The organism is Streptomyces sp. CNH287, from assembly GCF_000424825.1.
On sequence record NZ_AUKQ01000015.1, the window covers coordinates 72,925 to 90,724 of the forward strand.

19 protein-coding genes and 2 pseudogenes are annotated in these 17,800 nt (G+C 75.3%); 18 read left to right on the forward strand and 3 right to left on the reverse strand.

Translation table 11 applies throughout. The features are described 5' to 3' along the window. The first annotated feature begins 56 nt into the window (after positions 1-56). On the forward strand, positions 57-1,121 hold the full coding sequence (locus H299_RS34555; protein WP_037759365.1) for a daunorubicin resistance protein DrrA family ABC transporter ATP-binding protein: 1,065 nt from the start codon (positions 57-59) through the stop codon (positions 1,119-1,121). Next, positions 1,118-1,933: an ABC transporter permease gene (locus H299_RS0116520; protein ID WP_027749298.1), complete on the forward strand. Its 816-nt coding sequence runs from the start codon at positions 1,118-1,120 to the stop codon at positions 1,931-1,933. Before H299_RS34555 ends, H299_RS0116520 begins: the two co-directional genes overlap by 4 nt. A gap of 17 nt (positions 1,934-1,950) precedes the next feature. Here the strand turns inward: H299_RS0116520 and coaA are convergent, their stop codons facing one another. Then, a complete protein-coding gene (gene coaA / locus H299_RS0116525) occupies positions 1,951-2,958 on the reverse strand; it encodes a type I pantothenate kinase (RefSeq protein ID WP_027749299.1) in 1,008 nt (335 codons plus the stop codon). 111 nt (positions 2,959-3,069) lie between these two features. Here coaA and H299_RS0116530 point away from each other — a divergent pair, with 111 nt between their 5' ends. The 10 genes and pseudogenes from H299_RS0116530 (at position 3,070) to H299_RS34570 (ending at position 10,871) form a co-directional block, all read left to right on the forward strand. Further along, positions 3,070-3,306 carry a hypothetical protein gene (locus H299_RS0116530; protein WP_027749300.1) on the forward strand — a complete coding sequence of 79 codons (237 nt, stop codon included), beginning with the start codon at positions 3,070-3,072 and terminating at the stop codon, positions 3,304-3,306. 31 nt (positions 3,307-3,337) lie between these two features. Beyond that, positions 3,338-4,111, forward strand: a pseudogene (locus H299_RS0116535) (glutamine--fructose-6-phosphate aminotransferase); the annotation flags it as partial. Continuing rightward, positions 4,111-4,479, forward strand: coding sequence for a holo-ACP synthase (locus tag H299_RS0116540; protein WP_027749302.1), 369 nt, complete (start codon positions 4,111-4,113; stop codon positions 4,477-4,479). The pseudogene H299_RS0116535 and the gene H299_RS0116540, both read left to right, overlap by 1 nt. 137 nt (positions 4,480-4,616) lie before the next feature. Then, positions 4,617-4,784, forward strand: a pseudogene (locus H299_RS38410) (SDR family oxidoreductase); the annotation flags it as partial. Positions 4,785-4,826: 42 nt separating this feature from the next. Beyond that, positions 4,827-6,305, forward strand: a complete 1,479-nt coding sequence (locus tag H299_RS0116550) for a bifunctional ADP-dependent NAD(P)H-hydrate dehydratase/NAD(P)H-hydrate epimerase (protein ID WP_027749304.1) — start codon at positions 4,827-4,829, stop codon at positions 6,303-6,305. Between the two features lie 148 nt (positions 6,306-6,453). After that, positions 6,454-7,407: a L,D-transpeptidase family protein gene (locus tag H299_RS34560; RefSeq protein ID WP_027749305.1), complete on the forward strand. Its 954-nt coding sequence runs from the start codon at positions 6,454-6,456 to the stop codon at positions 7,405-7,407. 177 nt (positions 7,408-7,584) lie between these two features. Beyond that, the gene (gene alr / locus H299_RS34565; protein ID WP_037759371.1) at positions 7,585-8,772 is read left to right on the forward strand and encodes an alanine racemase; all 1,188 of its coding nucleotides are present in this window, start codon (positions 7,585-7,587) and stop codon (positions 8,770-8,772) included. Next, positions 8,769-9,959 (forward strand): alpha/beta hydrolase, encoded by a 1,191-nt coding sequence (locus H299_RS0116565; RefSeq protein WP_051262541.1) that lies wholly within the window; start codon positions 8,769-8,771, stop codon positions 9,957-9,959. The genes alr and H299_RS0116565 overlap by 4 nt, the downstream gene beginning before the upstream one ends. Beyond that, positions 9,910-10,512 carry a tRNA (adenosine(37)-N6)-threonylcarbamoyltransferase complex ATPase subunit type 1 TsaE gene (tsaE, locus tag H299_RS0116570; RefSeq protein ID WP_078512799.1) on the forward strand — a complete coding sequence of 201 codons (603 nt, stop codon included), beginning with the start codon at positions 9,910-9,912 and terminating at the stop codon, positions 10,510-10,512. Before H299_RS0116565 ends, tsaE begins: the two co-directional genes overlap by 50 nt. A gap of 146 nt (positions 10,513-10,658) precedes the next feature. Further along, positions 10,659-10,871 carry a hypothetical protein gene (locus H299_RS34570; protein WP_037759320.1) on the forward strand — a complete coding sequence of 71 codons (213 nt, stop codon included), beginning with the start codon at positions 10,659-10,661 and terminating at the stop codon, positions 10,869-10,871. Positions 10,872-10,961: 90 nt separating this feature from the next. Here H299_RS34570 and H299_RS0116580 read toward each other — a convergent pair whose 3' ends face one another. Further along, the gene (locus H299_RS0116580) at positions 10,962-11,525 is read right to left on the reverse strand and encodes a hypothetical protein (protein WP_027749308.1); all 564 of its coding nucleotides are present in this window, start codon (positions 11,523-11,525) and stop codon (positions 10,962-10,964) included. A 131-nt stretch (positions 11,526-11,656) separates the two neighbouring features. Between H299_RS0116580 and tsaB the strand changes: the two genes are divergently transcribed. Genes tsaB through H299_RS0116600 form a run of 4 tightly spaced genes read left to right on the forward strand, consistent with a single transcriptional unit; the run spans position 11,657 to position 14,329 of the window. Next, positions 11,657-12,316: a tRNA (adenosine(37)-N6)-threonylcarbamoyltransferase complex dimerization subunit type 1 TsaB gene (gene tsaB / locus H299_RS0116585; RefSeq protein WP_027749309.1), complete on the forward strand. Its 660-nt coding sequence runs from the start codon at positions 11,657-11,659 to the stop codon at positions 12,314-12,316. Next, positions 12,313-12,933, forward strand: coding sequence for a ribosomal protein S18-alanine N-acetyltransferase (gene rimI / locus H299_RS34575; protein WP_051262542.1), 621 nt, complete (start codon positions 12,313-12,315; stop codon positions 12,931-12,933). Before tsaB ends, rimI begins: the two co-directional genes overlap by 4 nt. Continuing rightward, entirely contained in the window at positions 12,930-14,054 is a 1,125-nt protein-coding gene (gene tsaD, locus H299_RS0116595; RefSeq protein WP_027749310.1) for a tRNA (adenosine(37)-N6)-threonylcarbamoyltransferase complex transferase subunit TsaD, read from the forward strand. Before rimI ends, tsaD begins: the two co-directional genes overlap by 4 nt. Beyond that, entirely contained in the window at positions 14,051-14,329 is a 279-nt protein-coding gene (locus tag H299_RS0116600) for a hypothetical protein (RefSeq protein ID WP_027749311.1), read from the forward strand. Before tsaD ends, H299_RS0116600 begins: the two co-directional genes overlap by 4 nt. 356 nt (positions 14,330-14,685) lie before the next feature. Here H299_RS0116600 and H299_RS0116605 read toward each other — a convergent pair whose 3' ends face one another. Beyond that, positions 14,686-15,864 (reverse strand): THUMP-like domain-containing protein, encoded by a 1,179-nt coding sequence (locus H299_RS0116605; RefSeq protein ID WP_027749312.1) that lies wholly within the window; start codon positions 15,862-15,864, stop codon positions 14,686-14,688. 207 nt (positions 15,865-16,071) lie between these two features. Here H299_RS0116605 and H299_RS34580 point away from each other — a divergent pair, with 207 nt between their 5' ends. After that, positions 16,072-17,145 carry a polysaccharide deacetylase family protein gene (locus H299_RS34580; RefSeq protein WP_078512801.1) on the forward strand — a complete coding sequence of 358 codons (1,074 nt, stop codon included), beginning with the start codon at positions 16,072-16,074 and terminating at the stop codon, positions 17,143-17,145. A gap of 206 nt (positions 17,146-17,351) precedes the next feature. After that, positions 17,352-17,705 (forward strand): co-chaperone GroES, encoded by a 354-nt coding sequence (groES, locus tag H299_RS0116615; protein WP_051262544.1) that lies wholly within the window; start codon positions 17,352-17,354, stop codon positions 17,703-17,705. The last annotated feature ends 95 nt before the right edge of the window (positions 17,706-17,800 follow it).

A 17,800-nucleotide genomic window follows, 5' to 3' on the forward strand; every position in this document is an offset into this window, starting at 1 on the left:
CAGTGGTGGGAGGAGTGAGTGCCGTCCGGGCGCTCACGCACCACAGGGACCACTCCATGACGTACGCGATCCAGGCGGAAGACCTCACCAAGCGGTTCAAGGACACGCGGGCGCTCGACGGCGTCGACCTCGCGGCCCGCACCGGCACGGTGCTCGGCCTGCTGGGGCCGAACGGCGCGGGGAAGACGACGGCGGTGCGGATCTTCGCCACCCTGATCCGGCCGGACGGCGGGCGGGCGTCGGTCGCGGGGCACGACGTGCTGCGCGAGGCGGGCAAGGTGCGCGCGCTCATCGGCCTGACCGGCCAGTACGCGGCGGTCGACGAGAACCTCACGGGCACCGAGAACCTCCTGCTGATCGGCCGCCTCCTCGGTGTCTCCCGGCGGGACGCGAAGGCGCGGGCGGCCGAGCTGCTGGAGCGCTTCGGGCTGGGCGAGGCGGCGGGCCGCGCCGTGAAGACCTTCTCGGGCGGCATGCGCAGGCGCCTCGACCTGGCGGCGAGCCTGGTCGGCCGCCCGCAGATCCTCTTCCTGGACGAGCCGACCACGGGCCTGGACCCCAACAGCCGCGGTGAGGTGTGGGACATGCTGCGCGGCCTGGTGGCCGAGGGCATGACGGCGCTGCTGACCACCCAGTACCTGGACGAGGCGGACAAGCTCGCGCACGAGATCGTGGTGATCGACAAGGGCCGGGTCATCGCGGACGGCACACCGGACGAGCTGAAGTCGGCGGTGGGCGGCCAGGTGCTCCAGCTGCGCCCCCAGCGGGGCGCGGACCTGGGCGCGGTGGCCGCGCTGGTGGCGGAGGCGGCCGGGCCGCAGACCCAGATCGAGGGCGAGCTGATCACCGCGCCGGTCATGGACCCGGCGGTGATGCCCGCCGTGGTGCGGCGGCTGGACCGGGAGGGTATCGAGGTGGGCGAGCTGGCGCTGCGCCGCTCGTCGCTGGACGAGGTCTTCCTGGCGCTGACCGGCCACCGCGCCGAGCCGCCACCGGAGCCGGACGCCGCGGCGGGCGGGGGCGGCGGGGACGCGGGCGCCGCAGCTGACCGTGCCGGTGGCGGGGCCGCGGCCGAGGGCGCGGTCGAGGGTGCGCTCGCCCGGTCGGAGAGTGCACCGTGACCTCGGCAGCCGCCCCGCTGACCGGGCGTCTGACCAAGAGCGGCCGGGTGCGTCCCGGCGACGGCCTCCGGCAGACGGGCACGATGGCCTGGCGCAGCCTGGTCTCGGTCAAGCACAACCCGTTGGAACTGATCGACTACAGCATCACGCCGATCATGTTCGTCTTCCTGTTCACCTACGTCTTCGGCGGCCAGATGGCCGGGTCGCCCGAGGAGTACCTCCAGTACGCGCTGCCCGGCATCATCGTGCAGAACACGCTGTTCATGAGCATGTACACCGCGATGTCGCTCAACAGCGACCTGACCAAGGGCGTCTTCGACCGGCTGCGCAGCCTGCCGATAGCCCGGTCGGCGCCGCTGTTCGGGCGGATAACCGCCGACCTGGCCAAGCAGGTGTGGGCCATGGTGCTGATGATCGGGCTCGGTTCCGCGCTGGGCTTCCGGATCACCGGCGGGCTCAGCGGCTTCCTGGGCGCCGCCGTCCTGCTGATGGTCTTCGCGGCGGCCGTCTCCTGGAGCGCCGTGCTCATCGGGATGCTGGCGGGCGATCCGGAGAAGGTGCAGGTCTTCGCCTTCACGCTGATCTTCCCGATCACCTTCACCAGCAGCGCCTTCGCCCGCGTCGAGACCATGCCCGGCTGGCTCCAGGCGTGGGTGGACATCAATCCGGTCACGCATCTCTCGGACGCCTTCCGGGGGCTGCTGGTCGGCGGCGAGGTCGGCCTGCCCGTGCTGTGGTCCCTGGTGTGGGCGGCGGTGATCGCGGCCGTTTTCTTCCCGCTCGCGATGCGGTCCTACCGCTCGCGGGCCTGACCTGCCGCTTGCGCGGGTCAGAGCTTGCGCAGCGAGAGGCGCTCCACCTTGTGGTCGGGGCCCTTGTGCAGCTGGAGGGTCGCGCGGCCCCGGGTCGGTGCGATGTTCAGGCGCAGGTTGGGCTCGTTGATGGTGCGCCACATCTCGCGGGCGTAGGCCATCGCCTCCTCCTCGGAGACCCGCGCGTACCGGTGGAAGTACGACTCGGGGTCGTGGAAGGCGGTGGCGCGCAGCTTGCGGAAGCGGTCCAGGTACCAGCGGCGGATGTCGTCCGTGCGGGCGTCCACGTAGACGGAGAAGTCGAAGTAGTCGGCGAGCGCGGGGCGGGCGCGGCCGTCCTGCCCGTACGCCGGGGGCTGGAGGACGTTCAGCCCCTCGACGATGAGGATGTCCGGCCGGCGCACCGTCAGGTGCTCCCCGGGCACGATGTCGTAGAAGAGGTGGGAGTAGACGGGTGCGGTCACCTGGGCCCGGCCCGACTTCACCTCGGCGACGAAGCGGGTGAGCGCCCGGCGGTCGTACGACTCGGGGAAGCCCTTGCGGGACATCAGCCCGCGCCGCCGCAGCTCCGCGCCCGGGTGGAGGAAGCCGTCCGTGGTGACCAGCTCCACCCGGGGATGCTCCGGCCACCGGGTGAGCAGCTCGCGCAGCAGCCGCGCGACCGTCGACTTGCCGACCGCGACGCTGCCCGCCACACCGATGACGAACGGCGTGCGCTGCTGGGCCCGGCCGCCGTCGGCGCCGTCGGAGTCCTCGCCGAGGAAGGTGGTGACCGCCTCGCGCAGCCGGTGCGTGGCGGCGACGTAGAGGTTGAGCAGCCGGGACAGCGGCAGGTAGACCTCCCGCACCTCGTCCAGGTCGATCACGTCCCCGAGCCCGCGCAGCCGTTCGACCTCGGCCGCGGTCAGCGGCAGCGGCGTGCGCTCGCGCAGGGCGCTCCACTCGGCCCGGGACAGGTCGAGATACGGCTTGGCGGTCCTGACGCTCTTCGCGGCCTTCGCGCTCTTCGCGGTCCTGGTGGTCACCTCTCCATTCTGCTGCCGGGGTGATCGTCTCTCGCACGCGGTGTCGAAGGGGTGTGCGTACGAGCGATTTGCCGTTACGTTTCCTTCACCCGATCCGCCCCTGGGGGCACGATGGCATCGCTCCTCGCACGAGTCCGCCTGCGGGCCCGCAGACCGCCGGCCCGGCGCAGCCGCTGCACCACCCGGGCGTACGAGGAGATCGCGGCCGAGCTGCCCGAGGAGGACCTGCGGGAGGACCTGTCCGAGTCGCTGGACCTGTACGTGATGGGCAGCAAGCCGCGCTGCGAGGAGGTCGAGTACCTCGACCTCGTCCACGAGGCGCTGGACCGCATCGCCGACGAGCGGTGAGGGGCGGGGCGCCGCGTCGTAGGCTGCCCGCATGTGCGCAATCGTCGGGTACGTGGGAGGGCGGAACGCCCTCGATGTGGTCATCGCCGGGCTGCGGCGCCTGGAGTACCGCGACTACGACTCGGCCGGGGTCGCCGTGCCCGCGGACGGCGGACTGGCTGTGGCCAAGAAGGCGGGCAGGCTGGCCGACCTGGAGAAGGCGCTCGCGGAGCGCCCCCTCCCGGTCGGCGCGGCCTGCATCGGCCACACCCGCCGGGCCACCTACGGCGGCCCGGCGGACGCCGACGCGCATCCGCACCTGGACGGCGCCGGACGGATCGCGCTCGTCCACAACGGCGCCATCGGGAACTGCGCGGCACTGCGCGCCGAACTCCTCGGACGCGGGCACGAGCTGACCTCGCAGACCGACACCGAGGTCGTCGCGCACCTGCTGGCCGAGTCCTACTCCGCCTGCGCCGACCTGGCGGAGGCGATGCGGCAGGTGTGCCGGCTGCTGGAGGGCGCGTTCACGCTGGCCGCCGTCTGCGCGGACGATCCCGAGGCGATCGTCGGCGCGTGCCGTGACGCGCCGCTGGTGGTCGGCGCCGGGGACGGCGAGAACTTCCTGGCCTCCGAGGCGGCCGCGCTCCGCGACCCGGGGAGCGCCCGTGCCGCGCGCACCGGCGAGACGCTGGAGCTGGGCCGGGACCAGGTGGTGGAGCTGCGCCGCGACGGCGTCACCGTCACCGGTTTCGACGGTACGCCCGTCGAGGCGCGCGCCTACCGCGACGGCGGCGAGGACGGCGGCGCGGGGCGGGCCGAGCGGTGATCGTGGGGGTGGGCATCGACGTCGCGGAGATCGACCGGTTCGCGGCGGCGATCGAGCGGACGCCGGGGCTGACGGACCGGCTCTTCGTGGACGGTGAGCTGCTGCTGCCCAGCGGCGAGCGGCGCGGCGTCGCCTCGCTCGCGGCCCGGTTCGCCGCGAAGGAGGCGCTGGCCAAGGCGCTGGGCGCGCCCGGCGGACTGCGCTGGACGGACGCGGAGGTGGTGACGGCCGACTCCGGGGCCCCGTCGCTCGTCGTCCGGGGCACGGTGGCGGCCCGCGCCGCCGCCCTCGGGGTGACGCACTGGCACGTCTCCCTCAGCCACGACGCGGGGGTCGCGTCCGCCGTGGTCATCGCGGAGCGCTGAGGGGCCGTCCCGCGCGGTCAGTCCTCGCCGACGTGCGTGATCCGGTCGTCGCCGAGGCGCCGCTGCACGTCCTGGAGCAGCAGCCGGAGCAGCTCCCGCAACTGCTGCTGGTCCGCCGACAGCCCGCCGACCAGCTCCGCCTCCCGGCCGAGCGCCGCGCCGCCCTGGTGGCCGCCACCGCGACGGGCCGTGCGGGCGTACCGGCGGACATCGCGGACGCCGTCGCCTTCCTCGCCTCCCCGGCCGCCCGCCACGTCACCGGCCAGGTGCTGCACGTGAACGGCGGCGCGCACAAGACCCGATAGCCACGACCGGCCCCTGGCCCACGCGTTCGTCACACTGGTCCCATGAGGACCGCATACAGCGTGGAGACCGTACGGGCCGCCGAGCGCGCACTGATGGCACGGCTGCCGGAGGGGGCGCTCATGCGGCGGGCCGCCGCCGGACTGGCCGCCGCCTGCGCCGGGATGCTCGCGCCGCCGGGGTCTGGCCGCCGCAGGCAGGGGATCTACGGAGCCCGGGTGGTGCTCCTGGTCGGCAGCGGCGACAACGGCGGCGACGCCCTGTACGCCGGGGCGCGGCTCGCCCGCCGGGGCGCCGGGGTGACGGCCGTGCTGCTCGCCCCGGAGCGCGCACACGCGGGCGGCCTGCGGGCGCTGCGCGCGGCCGGCGGCCAGGCGGTGGGGACGGCGGCGGCCCGCTCCGTACTGGCCCGGGCCACGCTGGTGCTGGACGGCATCGTCGGCATCGGCGGGAAGGGCGGACTGCGGCCCGAGGCGGCCGAGTTGATGCGCGCCGTGACCGCGTCCGGGGCGCCGGTCGTCGCCGTGGACCTGCCCAGCGGGACGGACGCCGACACCGGCGAACTCTCCGGTGCGGCCGTACGGGCCGACGCCACAGTGACCTTCGGCGCGTACAAGCCGGGCCTGCTCATCGACCCGGCGCGGGAGCACGCCGGCGCGCTCCGGCTGGTCGACATCGGCCTCGGCCCGTATCTGCCGCCCGCCCCCGACGTGGAGGCCCTCCAGCACGCCGACGTACGCGCGCTGCTGCCCCGGCCCGCCGCCGAGAGCGACAAGTACCGGCGTGGCGTGGTGGGCGTGGTGGCCGGTTCCGCCCGGTACCCGGGCGCCGCCGTGCTCGCGGTGGCGGGCGCGCTGCGCGGCGGCGCGGGCGCGGTGCGGTACGTGGGGCCCGCCGCCGACGCGGTGATCGCGAGCTTCCCGGAGACCCTGGTCTCCACCGCGTCGCCCGCGAAGGCGGGCCGGGTGCAGTCCTGGGTGGTCGGGCCGGGGCTGGGCGACGGGCACGAGCCGCAGTCCGTCGTGGAGGAGGTGCTGGACGCCGACGTACCAGTACTGGTGGACGCCGACGGGCTGCGGCTGCTGGACCACGACGCCGTCCGCGCCCGTACGGCGCCCACCGTGCTCACCCCGCACGCGGGGGAGGCGGCGGCGCTGTACGGGGAGTCGCGGGCGCAGGTGGAGGCGCGGCGGCTGGACTCCGCCCGCACGCTGGCCGGGCACCTGGGCGCGACGGTGCTGCTCAAGGGGTCCAGCACGCTGGTGGCCTCGCCACGTGACGGCGATCCCGTACGGGTGAATCCGACCGGTACGCCCTGGCTGGCCACGGCGGGGAGCGGGGACGTGCTGGCCGGGCTGGTGGGCGCGCTGCTCGCGGCGGGTCTGTCCGACCGGGACGCGGCCTCGGCGGGCGCCTACCTGCACGGGCTGGCGGCCCGGCTGGCGCAACCGCCGCTGACGGCCTCCGACGTGGCCGGGGCGCTGCCGCGTGCCTGGCGCGACGTGCTGACGCCGGACGCGTGACGCGGGCGGGGCGGGTGGCTGTTGGGGGGAAAAGCGCGCGGCGGCCGGGTGGTCGTCGGCGGAAACGTGACGGTACGGGCCGCTTCGGGCGCACCCCTGTGGAGTGCGCAGAACTCACGGTCGACGACTACGACGAAGCGGCGCGGCGGTGCTCGCCGCGCTGACTGCGGTGCCGGTCCTGCTGGGCGGCGCGGGCACGGGCAGCGCGGAGACAGGCGGCGCGAGGACAGGCGCGGGCACGGGCAGCGCGAGCGCGGGCACAGCCACCCGCGCGGTCGCGGACGCCGCCGCCCGCCCCGTGCCGCAGGAGTCCCTGGTGCCCGGCCACCCGCTGCCGCCCCTTCGCCCCTACCAGCGCGGCACCCCGGACCAGGGGATGTTCCCGCCCCGCTCCGGGGACCGGGCTGCCCTGCCCGGCCGGACGACGCCCGGCGCCGCGTCCGCGCGGCCGTCCGCGCTGATCGAGTACGTGCCCCCGGGGGAGGAGATCCGCAGCAGGGCCAAGCCGCGCAAGGCGGCGTGCAGCCGCCGCACCGGCCCGTACCAGCGCAAGGTGGAGCGGTACCTGCGGCTGCGGGTGGACGGGCGCCAGTCGCGCTCCGACTGCCGGGCGATCCGGCGGTACCAGGCCGCGGTGGGCATCCGCCCCGCCGTCGGCTTCGCGGGCCCGACCACCTGGAAGGTCATGACGCTGCGCTGGGCGCGCAAGTATCCGTACCGGCTGCGGGGCTGTCCCGCCGCGCGCGGCCGCGTGGTGTGCATGGACCTGAACCGGCAGCTGCTGTGGGTGAGGTACGGCAGGCGGATCGTCTTCGCCCCGGTACCGATCCGCAGCGGTAAGCCGGGCTACCGGACGCGTACCGGCTGGAACCGGATCTACCGCCGGGTGCTGCACGAGCACTCGCGGCTGTACGACGCTCCGATGCCGTTCAGCCAGTACTTCAACGGCGGCCAGGCCCTCCACGGCGTCTACGACGACCTCTTCACCACCAGCGGCTCGCACGGCTGCGTGAACCTGGAGTACCCGGACGCCAAGCGGCTGTGGCGGATCACCCGTACCGGCGACCGCGTCTACAGCTGGGGCACCAAACCGAATCCGTAGGCCGCGCCCCTCTCCTCGCGTCGACTCCCCCGGGCGCCCCCGCCCGACGCTGCGGTCGGGGGCGCGTCGGGGTGTTGAGAGACTGGACCGGTGAACGACCAGTCCCAGTCACCGCCGCAGCAGCCCCACCGCGCCCACGCACAGCTCCACGCACAGCCCCAGGCCGCGCCGGGCGCCGTGCCGCCCGCCGCCCCGCCTGCGGTCCGCGCCGACATCGACCTCGGCGCGATCCGCGCGAACGTCGCCACGCTGCGCGGGTGCGCGCCCCGGTCCGAGCTGATGGCCGTGGTCAAGTCCGAGGGCTACGGGCACGGCATGCTGCCCTGCGCCCGTGCCGCGCGCCAGGCGGGCGCGTCCTGGCTGGGCACCGCCACCCCGCAGGAGGCGCTGGCGCTGCGCGCGGGCGGCGACCGGGGACGGCTGCTGTGCTGGCTGTGGACGCCGGGCGGCCCGTGGCGCGAGGCCGTCGAGGCGGACATCGACGTCTCGGCGAGCGGGCTGTGGGCGATCGAGGAGATCGTCGCGGCGGTGCGTGCGTGCGGCCGGCCCGCGCGCGTCCACCTCAAGGCCGACACCGGCCTCGGCCGCAACGGCTGCCAGCCCGCCGACTGGCCCGCCCTGGTCGCCGCCGCGCGGGCCGCCGAGGCGTCCGGCGAACTGCGCGTCACCGGCATCTGGTCCCACTTCGCCTGCGCCGACGAGCCGGGCCACCCGGCCAACGCCGCCCAGATCGAGGCGTTCGAGGCCGCGCTGGCCACCGCCGCCCGCGCCGGGCTCGACCCGGAGGTGCGGCACCTGGCGAACTCGCCCGCCACCCTCACCCTGCCCGCGTCGCACTTCGACCTCGTCCGGTCCGGCGTCTCGGTGTACGGGCTCTCGCCGTCCCCGGAGGTCGGCGTGGCCGCGGACCTCGGGCTGCGTCCCGCGATGACGCTCAGCGCCTCGCTCGCCCAGGTCAAGCGCGTGCCCGCGGGCCACGGGGTGAGCTACGGGCACACCTACACCACCCCCGGCGAGACCACCCTGGCCCTGGTCCCGGCCGGATACGCCGACGGCGTACCCCGGCACGCCTCCGGCACCGGGCCGGTGCTGGTCGCGGGCAAGTGGCGGACGGTCGCGGGGCGCGTCGCGATGGACCAGTTCGTGGTCGACCTGGGCGGGGACGCGGCCGAGGCGGGCGACCGTGCGGTGCTGTTCGGCCCCGGGGACGGCGGCGAGCCGACCGCCGAGGACTGGGCGCAGGCGGTCGGCACCATCGCGTACGAGATCGTCACCCGGATCGGCGCCCGGGTGCCGCGGGTGTACGCGGGCGCCCTCACGGGCACCGATGGGCACACGGGCGTGGACGGCGGGGGGACGGGATGAGCGACGCGGAGACCATCGCCACGATCGCGGGCACCGGCGGCACCGGCACCGGGTGGGTGCGCCGGGCGGGCGTCGCCGGGGCGGCGATCGGCGTGCTGGCGGCGGGCGTCGCGGTCGAGCGGCTGAACGTGCACCGCACGGTGCGCCGCCGGGCCCGCGCCGAGCTGGACGCGTCGGCGCCGTACGGCTCGCTGCGCGGTGCGCCGGGCACGGCGACGGCGGAGGACGGCACGGCGCTGCACTTCGAGACCGACGAGCCGGACGAGGCCGACGGGCCGGACGGGCCCGACGGGCCGGGGGCGCCGGAGGGGGCGCCGACCGTCGTCTTCTCGCACGGCTACTGCCTCCACCAGGACTCCTGGCACTTCCAGCGCGCCGCCCTGCGCGGCCAGTTCCGCACCGTGCACTGGGACCAGCGCAGCCACGGGCGCTCGGCCCGCGGCCCGGTCGGTGAGCCGGTGAGCATCGACCTGCTCGGCCGTGACCTGAAGGCCGTGCTGGACGCCGCGGTGCCGGCGGGGCCGATCGTGCTCGCCGGGCACTCGATGGGCGGCATGACGATCATGGCGCTGGCCGACCAGTACCCGGAGTTCGTCGCGGAACGAGTCGTCGGCGTCGCCTTCGTGGGCACCTCGTCCGGCGGGCTGGGCGAGGTGACGTACGGGCTGCCCGCCGCCGGGGTGCGGGCCGCGCGGCGCTTCGTGCCCGGGGTGCTCAAGGCGATGGCGAGCCAGTCCGAGCTGGTCGAGCGGGGGCGGCGGGTGACGGCCGACCTGTTCGCGGGGCTGGTGCGGCGGTACTCGTTCGGCAGCCCCCGTGAGGTCGAGCCCGGGGTGGCGAGGTTCGCCGAGCGGATGATCGAGGCGGTGCCGGTGGACGTGGTCGCCGAGTTCTACCCGGCGTTCGCCGCGCACGAGAAGGCCGCCGCGCTGGCCGCGTTCGCCCAGGTGCCCGCGCTGGTGCTCGCGGGCGACCGCGACCAGCTCACCCCGCCCGCACACAGCGAGGCGATCGCCGCCGCGCTGCCGGGCGCGGAACTGGTCGTCGTCGAGGGCGCGGGGCATCTGGTGATGCTGGAGCGGCCCGGACTGGTGGACGAATGCCTGACCACGCTGCTGGCGCGTACCATCCGGTCGCATGGAAGCAGTGCAGCCGAGCCACCACCCGCAGCGGACCGACCGGACTGACCAGGCCGACCGGACCGGCCAGGCCGCAGGGGCGGCGCAGGCGGTGCACCGCCTGCGGCTGGAGACGCCGGAGCGGATGCGGGAGCTGGGCGCGCGGCTGGCGAAGCTGCTGCGCCCCGGCGATCTCGTCCTGCTGACCGGCGAGCTGGGCGCGGGCAAGACGACGCTGGCGCGCGGCCTCGGCGAGGGCCTCGGGGTGCGCGGCGCGGTCACCTCGCCGACGTTCGTGATCGCCCGGGTGCACCCCTCGCTGACCGGCGGCCCCGCGCTCGTCCACGTGGACGCCTACCGGCTGGGCGGCGGCCTGGAGGAGATGGACGACCTGGACCTGGACGTGTCGCTGCCGGAGTCGGTGGTGGTCGTCGAGTGGGGCGAGGGCAAGGTCGAGGAGCTGTCGGAGGACCGGCTGCACGTACGGATCGAACGGTCCACCGGGGCGCCGGGCGCGGGTGCGGAGGGCGCCGAGGGCGCAGAGGCGGACGACGTGCGTGACGTGACGGTGACCGGCGTCGGCGGGCGCTGGGCGGCGGAGGACCTCACGGCACTGGGCTGACCTGCGCCGCACCGGCCCCGTACCCGCTCCGCCCCGGTGGCGAACGTCCCGACACCGTGTCGGCAAGCAGTTGCGCGCACCGCGCGTGGCGTGGTCACATGGAGGCACCGAGAGCTGGTGAGGTATACCTAACCTACGGAGGGCCCATGTCGGCACAGGAGCGTCTCCGCCAGCCGTCCATGAGCGAGCTGCTCGCGTCCTGCGCGGCGGCCGAGGCGGTGTCCACCCCGCCGGCGCGGCCGGAGGCGTCCGAGGACGCCACCGCCGACCGGGAAGCCGAACCGGGAGCCGGTACGGGCTTGGGCGCGGGCTCCGAGGCGAGCGCCGAAGCCGCCTACCGGGACCGCCGCGCCGCCTGAGCGGCGGAGGTCCGGCACGTCGGGCACGTGTGCGCACGATCCGGGCGGCAGGATGGCACGACGGCAGCGCCGGAACTCAGAACCCAGGGCTCAGGGGACGACGACGACCTTCGTGTTGATCGGCGCGAACAGCCACATCGCGCGCCCGTCCGCCCGCCGCTCCCGCACGCCGCCCGTCTTCTTCGACGGGTCCAGCTTCGGCCGCCCGCCGTCCACGGCCGAGCTGAAGCCGATGGAGGTGCCGTCCACGATGGCGAACCGCACGACGTTCTCCACGGCCTTGCCGTCCGAGCCGGTGACGTGCGCCTCCCGCGACGTCACCTGGTACCGCCCCGGCTCGGGGCTCACCGTGCTCGGCCACACCTCGTACGTACGCGCGACCTTGCCGCTCTTGGAGACCAGCCAGACCCGCTTCTTCGCCAGCCCGTAGACCACCCGCTCGCCCGTGCCGGAGCGGGGCGGGAGCGCCACCTCGCGCTCCTTGCGCTCCGCCTTCTCCTTCGCGGAGGGGGAGGCGCCGGGCTTCTTGTCGTTCGCGGGGCGGACGTCCTTGGCAGCCGCCTGGAAGGCGAGGAAGGCGACGACGGCGAAGGCCGCCGCCGTGAGTCCGGCCACGAACTTCCCCGCGCTGCTGCCGCCGCTGCCGCGTGCCATCTCCCGCCACCCTCTTCCGTCCCGCCCCGTGCGGGTGCCCCAGCCGTCGACGTTAGCAGCCGGTGAAGTTCCGGCGGACCGGCTCCGGTCAGTGGTCGGAGGCGGCCCCGCGCCGGTCGTAGGCTGGAACCGTGCTGCTGCTCGCTCTTGACACCGCGACCCCCGCCGTCACCGTCGCCCTGCACGACGGAGAACGGGTGCTCGCCCAGTCCCACCAGGTCGACACCCGCCGCCACGGCGAACTGCTGCTCCCCGCCGTGGACCGGGTGCTGCGCGACGCGGGCGCCGGGCTGCCGGACCTGACCGGCATCGTCGCGGGCGCCGGCCCCGGCCCGTACACGGGCCTGCGGGTCGGGCTCGTCACGGCCGCCGCCTTCGGCGCCGCGCTGGGCACCCCGGTGCACGGCCTGTGCACGCTGGACGGCCTCGCCTACGCCACCGGTCTGGACACCCCCTTCGTCGTCGCGACGGACGCGCGCCGCAAGGAGGTCTACTGGGCGCGGTACGCGGACGCCCGTACGCGGCTCGGTGAGCCCGCGGTGGACCGCCCGGCCGAGATCGCGGACACCGTCGCCGGGATGCCGGCGGCGGGCGCGGGCGCGCTGCTCTACCCCGACGCGTTCACCGGCGTGCTGGGCGGGCTGCCCGAGCACCCCTCGGCCGCCGCGCTCGCCGGGCTCGCCGCCGAACGGCTCGCGGCCGGTGCCGAGTTGCCGCCGCCCCGGCCGCTCTACCTGCGGCGGCCGGACGCGCAGGTCCCGGCCAACTACAAGGTGGTCACGCCCCGATGAGCACCGCAAGGCCCGCGAGCACCGCGCGCGCGACGGGCGGCACCGCGCGCGCCGTCGAACTGCGCGAGATGCGCTGGTGGGACATCGACGCCGTACTCGCCCTGGAGAAGCGGCTGTTCCCCGAGGACGCCTGGTCGGAGGGCATGTTCTGGTCCGAGCTGGCGCACGCGCGCGGGCCGTCCGCCACCCGCCGCTACCTCGTCGCCGCCACCCCCGACGGCGAACTCCTCGGCTACGGCGGCATGGTCGCGGTCGACCGCACCGGCGACATCCAGACCCTCGGGGTTCTCGCCGCGCACCGGGGGACGGGCCTCGGCGCCCGGCTGCTGACCGCGCTGCTCACCGCCGCCACCGCCGACTTCGGCTGCCGCGAGGTGCTGCTGGAGGTACGGGTCGACAACGCCCCGGCCCGGCGGCTCTACGAGCGGTTCGGCTTCGTCCCCATCGGCGTACGGCGCGGCTACTACCAGCCGGGCAACATCGACGCCCTGGTGATGCGCAACGACGATCCGGCGGCCCGTACGGCGCCCTCCGCCGCCCAGGCCGCGGCGGACCACGCGGCGAGGCCCGTCGCGGAGCACGGAACGAACGCCCCGGGAGGCGAACGCAAGCGATGAAAGACGAGCCCCTGGTCCTCGGCATCGAGACCTCCTGCGACGAGACCGGCGTCGGTGTCGTCCGGGGCCACACCCTGCTCGCCGACGCGGTCGCCTCCAGCGTGGACGAGCACGCCCGCTTCGGCGGCGTCGTCCCCGAGATCGCCAGCCGCGCGCACCTGGAGGCGATGGTCCCCACCATCGAACGCGCCCTGGGCGAGGCCGGGGTCTCCGCGCGCGACCTGGACGGGATCGCCGTCACGGCGGGCCCCGGCCTGGCCGGAGCGCTGCTCGTCGGGGTCTCGGCGGCCAAGGCGTACGCCTACGCGCTGGGCAAGCCGCTCTACGGCGTCAACCACCTCGCCTCGCACATTTGCGTCGACCAGCTCGAACACGGCGCGCTCCCGGAGCCGACCATGGCGCTGCTGGTCAGCGGCGGCCACTCCTCGCTGCTGCTCGCCCCGGACATCACCTCCGACGTCCGCCCGCTCGGCTCGACCATCGACGACGCGGCGGGTGAGGCGTTCGACAAGGTGGCCCGCGTGCTGCGGCTGGGCTTCCCCGGCGGTCCGGTCATCGACCGCTACGCGCGCGAGGGCGACCCGGGCGCCATCGCCTTCCCGCGCGGGCTCACGGGTCCCCGCGACGCGCCGTACGACTTCTCCTTCTCCGGCCTCAAGACGGCCGTCGCCCGCTGGATCGAGGCCCGCCGGGCGGCGGGGGAGGAGGTGCCGGTCGCCGACGTGGCGGCCTCGTTCCAGGAGGCGGTCACCGACGTCCTCACCCGCAAGGCCGTCCGCGCCTGCCGGGACCAGGGGGTGGACCACCTCATGATCGGCGGCGGCGTCGCGGCGAACTCGCGGCTGCGGGCGATGGCACAGGAACGCTGCGCGGACGCGGGGATCACCCTGCGGGTGCCCCGGCCCAAGCTGTGCACGGACAACGGCGCGATGGTCGCCGCGCTGGGCGCGGAGATGGTCGCGCGGGGGCGGGCCGCCTCGGACTGGGACCTGCCCGCCGACTCGTCGCTGCCGGTCACCGAGCCGCACGTCCCGGGCACCGGCCACGGGCACACGCACGGGGATGCGCAGGCCCACGACCACGTGCACGAACTCAGCCGAAGGAACCTGTACGAGTCATGACTGTCGCACTGATGTGGGAAGCCAAGGCCGCCGAGGGACACGGCCACGAACTGCTGACCTGGTGCCGGGAGCACACCCTCGCCCCGGCCCCGATCCGCCGCGAGACCTACGCGGCGCCCGGTGACCGGGTGCTGGTGATCACCTGGTGGCGGGCGGCGTACGACGCGGACCTGCCGGAACTGCCGGACCCGCCCGCCGCGCTGACGGCCCGACCCGTACACCGCTGGCGCTTCGAACAGGTCCAGCCCCGGGACGTCACGCCCGAGAGCCCCTGACGGGCTGGGCGGTCGGCGTGCCGGGCTCCCTCCTGCGCTGCCGGAGCCGTCCACGGACGCGTCCGGGTCGTCCGCCTCGCCACGCACGCGGATACGGACGCCGCGGGCCGCTCCTCGAAGATCCACCGGGACAGCCGCCTCGGACACGAAGCCCGAGGCCGCCGCTCCCTGACCCGACAGGCACCGTGGGCGACTCCGACGACAGCTGCCGCCCCTCTCCCGTCGGCTCCGCCGGGAGGTGCCCCCGCGTGGTCGGAGTCGCCCACGTACGGCCCGGTACGAGGACGAGTCCGTAGCCTTGCTATCTGCCGCGCCCGACGCCGCGGGCTGATCCGCGAAGCCCCAGCCGAGACGGTCTAGGCAGGGTGGCCCAGCAGCATGCTGGGCGCTCCGTCGACCCGGGTCAGGAAGACGGTCGCGGACCGGGGGCCGCGTGGTTTGACCTTCCGGCGCAACTCCTCCGGCTCGACGGCCGAGCCGCGCTTCTTCACCGTCAGCGTGCCCACCTCGCGCTCGCGCAGCAGGGCGCGCAGCCGCTTGAGGTGGAAGGGCAGCACGTCGGTGATCTCGTACGCGGTGGCGTACGGCGTCGGCAGCAGCGTGTCGGCGGTGACGTAGGCGATGGTCGGGTCGATCAGCCGGCCGCCGACGGCCGCCGCGACCTCGGCGACGAGGTGGGCGCGGATCACGGCGCCGTCCGGCTCGTACAGGTAGCGGCCGACCGGACCGGCGGGCGGGTCGGGCAGGCCGGTGCCGGTCAGCGAGGCGCCGCCGGGCAGCAGCGTGGCCCGCACCCGCGTGGCCCCGGCGCCTCCGCATCCGCCTCCGCTGCGGCTTTCGCTGCCGCCGAACCACAGCACCGCCTCCTTCACGTCCCCGGAGTGGGAGATCCACTCCGCCTCCGCGTCCCCGGGGACGACCTCGTGCGGCACGCCGGGAGCCACCTTCAGCGCGGCGTGCGGTGCCCCGCGGGCGGCCTCCACGGCCCAGCTCAGCGGTGGCGAACAGGCCTCGGGGTCGAAGATCCGACCCCGCCCGCCGCGCCGCGCGGGGTCGACGAAGACGGCGTCGAATCCGTGCGTGTCCAGCGAGGTGACCTCCGCGCAGCGGACCTCGACCAGGTCGCCGAGGCCGAGCGCGGCGGCGTTCGCCTCGGCGACGGCGCAGGTGAGCGGGTCCCGGTCGACGGCCAGCACGCGGATGCCCGCACGGGCCAGCGCGAGCGCGTCGCCGCCGATGCCGCAGCAGAGGTCGGCCAGTGTGCGCACGCCGCACGCGGCGAAGCGCGCGGCGCGGTGTGCGGCGACGGTGCTCCTGGTCGACTGCTCCAGGCCGTCCGGGGTGAAGTACATCCGGGCCGCGTCCTCGGCGCCGAACTTCGCCACCGCGCGCTGCCGCAGCCGCGCCTGGCCGAGCGCTGCGGTCACCAGCGCGGCGGGGTGGTCCCGGCGCAGCCGGGTGGCGACGGCCAGTTCGCGCGCGGGGTCGTACTCCCGCAGCCCGGCCAGCAGCAGGCGGCCCTCCTCGGTGAGCAGCGCACGGAAGGCGCGTACGGCCTGCGCCGCCTGCTCGTCCGGCGTGGGGTTCGCGGCGCGGGGGCGGGCGGTGCCGACGGGCTCGGCGGGTGGGCTGGGGGCGCCCGCGGGGGGCGGCGTGTCGGGTACGGCCACACGAGCCATTCTCCCCGGCACGCCGGGATGCCGTAGCCGGGTGCCGGATGCGGGGTGGCACGATCCGGCGTTATGCGCAAAGTACTACAAAAGGACAATAAGCCTTGGACGGCTTCGCGGCGGGCGCTGGCCGCCTCGGGTGTCGTGCTGGTGGCCACGGTCTGCGCGGCGGTCGACGTACGGCCCGCGTCCGACGTACGAGCCGCCGCGCGTGCGACGGGCGGGGCGGGTACGGCAGGCACGGCGGACGCGGCAGGTGCGGCGAACCCCGCCCGGCCCGGTCCGGCCGCACCGGCCGGCCGCCCGCCCGGGGGAGGCCCCGGGCCGAACCCGGGCGGCCCGCCCGCCGTCGCGCCCGCGGCCCCGGCCCCCGCCGCCGCCCCCGGCCTCGGCGTCACCGCGCAGCTCGCCGAGGCCCGCCACACCGCCGCCGCGCTCAGCACGCACGCCGCGCACATCCAGCAGCGCCTCGCCGCGTACCGCCGCTGGGGGCTCGGCCGGCCGCTCCCCGCGCCGCCCGCGCCGCCCGCGCTCAAGCCGCGGGTGCGGGACGCCGAGGTCGTCCGGCGGGTGCCGACCGAGGACAAGGTCATCTTCCTGACCGTCGACGACGGCGCCGAGAAGGACCCCGAGTTCCTCGAACTCGTCCGCGAACTCGACCTGCCGGTCACGTCCTTCCTCGCCGACGAGGAGGCGCGGCGCGGCACCGGCTACGACTACTTCCGCGCCCTGGCCGGCATCGGCGGCACCGCGCACAACCACACGCTCCACCACCCCTACCTGCCCGCCCTCTCCTACGCCGGGCAGCGTGCCGAGATCTGCGGCCAGCAGGCGCGGCTCAAGGCGGAGTTCGGCGGCCCGGAGCCCCGCCTCTTCCGTCCCCCGTACGGCGCGTACGACCGGAACACGCTGCGCGCCGCGCGCGACTGCGGGCTCGACGCGGTGGTGCTGTGGGGGATGGAGGCGTGGGCCGGACGGATCGACTTCCAGGAGCCCGGACGGCGGTTCTACCCCGGTGCGGTCATCCTCACTCACTACCGGGGCGAGGCGGAGTGGAACGGCTCGATGGCCGACATGACCCGCCGCCTGCTGCGCCTCGCCGCAGCTCAGGGGTACACGCTGGGCCGCCTTGAGGACTACCTGTGACCCGCGCTGCACCGGCGCGCCTGGCACTCTGGTTGACGGAGTGCTAACCGAGGCATAATGTCGGACCTGGCACTCCCTACCGTGGAGTGCCAACACACGGGCAAGCTTCCGGGTGCGTGTCAGAAGCGCTCCCGTAGGCGAGCACGTGTGCAGCGCAGGGCAGACCCGGCACCCGCGACGACGGTTCTGGCCAGCGCCACCCAGACATGAGTTACCCCGCTGAGATCTCCGAAGGGGGAGGTCGGATCGTGACGACCGCCACCAGCTCCAAGGTTGCCATCAAGCCGCTTGAGGACCGCATTGTGGTCCAGCCGCTCGACGCTGAGCAGACCACGGCCTCTGGCCTGGTCATTCCGGACACTGCGAAGGAGAAGCCCCAGGAGGGCACCGTCCTCGCCGTGGGTCCGGGCCGCTTCGAGGACGGCAACCGACTGCCGCTCGACGTCTCCGTCGGCGACATCGTGCTGTACAGCAAGTACGGCGGCACCGAGGTGAAGTACAACGGCGAGGAGTACCTCGTCCTCTCGGCGCGCGACGTTCTCGCGATCATCGAGAAGTAAGTCACCAAAGCCGTCCCTGAAGCCGAAGACTGCTTTGATCTGCGCCCTGGTACCCGCAAGCCGGGGCCGGGGCGCAGTTCGTTCGAGAGGACCCG